This window comes from Vibrio genomosp. F10 str. 9ZD137 (assembly GCF_049974785.1).
In the GTDB taxonomy this organism is placed as follows: domain Bacteria; phylum Pseudomonadota; class Gammaproteobacteria; order Enterobacterales; family Vibrionaceae; genus Vibrio.
The window spans coordinates 1-1,978 of sequence record NZ_JBNGCJ010000443.1 but is presented as its reverse complement, the minus strand read 5'-3'; the positions used below and the strand labels follow the sequence as shown (position 1 = coordinate 1,978).

Sequence of the window (1,978 nt, the reverse complement as noted above, 5' to 3'; positions counted from 1 at the left end):
GACCCGCTCTTCCGATCTGACCAGTGTAACCCTCGGCATATTTATTGGTTAAACAGGTACCTTGTGCTTGCATGACGGCTTTAGAAACAATGTTTTCTGAGGCGATCAACTCGATTTGTTCGTTCTGGCGAGTATTTTCCGCTTGGATACCGGCAAATACGGCATCGTCGGTTGCGCCAAGGTTAGTGGTGAAAAAACTATCGAGGCTGTGATTTGAGTAAGCGTTGTTCATGGCAGAGTATCTTCCAATTTATTAGTAAGCTTGCGTTATTGTTGTTGCTTACTAAGGCTTTCGTTTGTAACTGCAAAACGATCGACTGTTTAACCTGCATATAGAGCAGCAGTATTAGAGCGTATTACAGCGCGAATATATCCCTAAAATGGGCAAAGTTGGCTTAACTCAATATCCAATCCTTAAGCGAATCCTGGAACTGGAACTAAACCAAAAACGGCATCTCTTCATCTAACAAGCCGATAACATAACTCCAGTCATAAAAACAATCAATCAAAAATTTCCTATAGGAAACCTAGTTTCCATTTATGTTACCGAGAGCACGCTTTATTTCACGGTCGACTCTTTAATCGATAAGTCGGTTCATGCAACAATGTTAACTACAGATAAGAAGCATAAAATAATAGAGGGACAAGCATGTCTGAAGACATCTATGATGAGTACCCATCTTTAACTTTGGCGAAAGAATCAGTGGATCAAAATATTGAGCCTTTAAAGCTTGGCGAACGGATTAAAGACATTCGTGGCAAGCTTGGGATTACCTTAGAAGAAGCAAGTCAAAGAACGGGGCTTGCTCGCTCAACATTAAGCAAAATAGAAAATGAGCAAATATCGCCAACGTTTCAAGCTATGCAGAAATTGGCCAGTGGATTGCAGATAGATATGCCGCAACTCTTTGAGCCGCCTAGAAAAAAGGTGGCAACAGGTCGTCGAGATATCTCGCGTTCAGGGGAAGGGAAACCACACCCAACGCCGACTTACGAGCATGAACTCCTTGCGACGCAATTATCCAATAAAAAAATGATGCCGTTTAAAAGCCGCGTTCACGCACGTAATTTTGAAGAGTATGGCGATTGGGTCAGACACGATGGGGAAGAGTTTCTACTGATTCTTTCTGGTGACGTTTTATTCTATTCAGAATTCTATGAACCGGTGTCGATGAGCGAAGGCGACAGTGTTTATTATGATGCAAATATGGGCCACATGTTGATCTCGACCAGCGAAGAAGACGCACATATTTTATGGGTTACCGCGAAGTAAAGTGAAGTAAACAAGGTCATTTGAAATGATTTTTATGACCCGTTTAAATTTCCTATAGTGAAAGCAACCGTTTTCTTTTTGAGATATTTTGGTAAATAGGCGGCTATTTGATTTCAATAGAATCGAATAGTCGCTTTTTCTTGGGCGGTGTAATTGTAATTAGTATGTTAAATGTCACACTTTGAAGGGTAGGAAACGGGTTAAAGCTGGAAAAGTCATTGTGCTTGTTTATTATAAGAAACAAGATTTCCCAGTCGGAAAGTTCACTAACGTGATGCTATTACGTATTGCAGCTATAGAACACTACATTTAGACCGCTACATGCTAGTTCGTTGCATGCTAGTTCGCTACATGGAATAGACTGCTGCAATCGAGTGCTACATTCATTGCCACATTATTAGCCGCCAAATGCAATGCATCGATAAGGTATTAGTATACTCAAGCGATAGTCTGTATCTGGCCTAACGGAGAAGAAAATGTCTCAAGAATCATTGAATCAAGAACTGTTGAAGACCCCATTACACGCTTTACACGTTGAAGTAGGCGCAAAAATGGTCCCGTTTGCTGGGTACGACATGCCAGTGCAGTACCCACTTGGTGTTAAAAAAGAGCACCTTCACACTCGTGACGCAGCGGGTCTTTTTGATGTGTCGCACATGGGGCAGTTGCGCCTGCATGGTGACGGTGCGGCAGCGTTCTTAGAGT

Annotated in this window: 1 protein-coding gene and 2 pseudogenes; 2 read left to right on the top strand and 1 reads right to left on the bottom strand. The window is 42.1% G+C overall.

Annotated features, from left to right (window positions below):
• Positions 1 to 232 (bottom strand): annotated as a pseudogene (gene glyA, locus ACP45E_RS10570) (serine hydroxymethyltransferase); the annotation flags it as partial.
• A 417-nt stretch (positions 233 to 649) separates the two neighbouring features.
• On the opposite strand from glyA, the gene ACP45E_RS10565 reads away from it, so the two are divergent.
• Both ACP45E_RS10565 and gcvT read left to right on the top strand, forming a co-directional pair.
• Positions 650 to 1,273 carry a helix-turn-helix domain-containing protein gene (locus ACP45E_RS10565; RefSeq protein WP_017035900.1) on the top strand — a complete coding sequence of 208 codons (624 nt, stop codon included), beginning with the start codon at positions 650 to 652 and terminating at the stop codon, positions 1,271 to 1,273.
• A gap of 476 nt (positions 1,274 to 1,749) precedes the next feature.
• Positions 1,750 to 1,978: pseudogene (gcvT, locus tag ACP45E_RS10560) on the top strand (glycine cleavage system aminomethyltransferase GcvT); the annotation flags it as partial.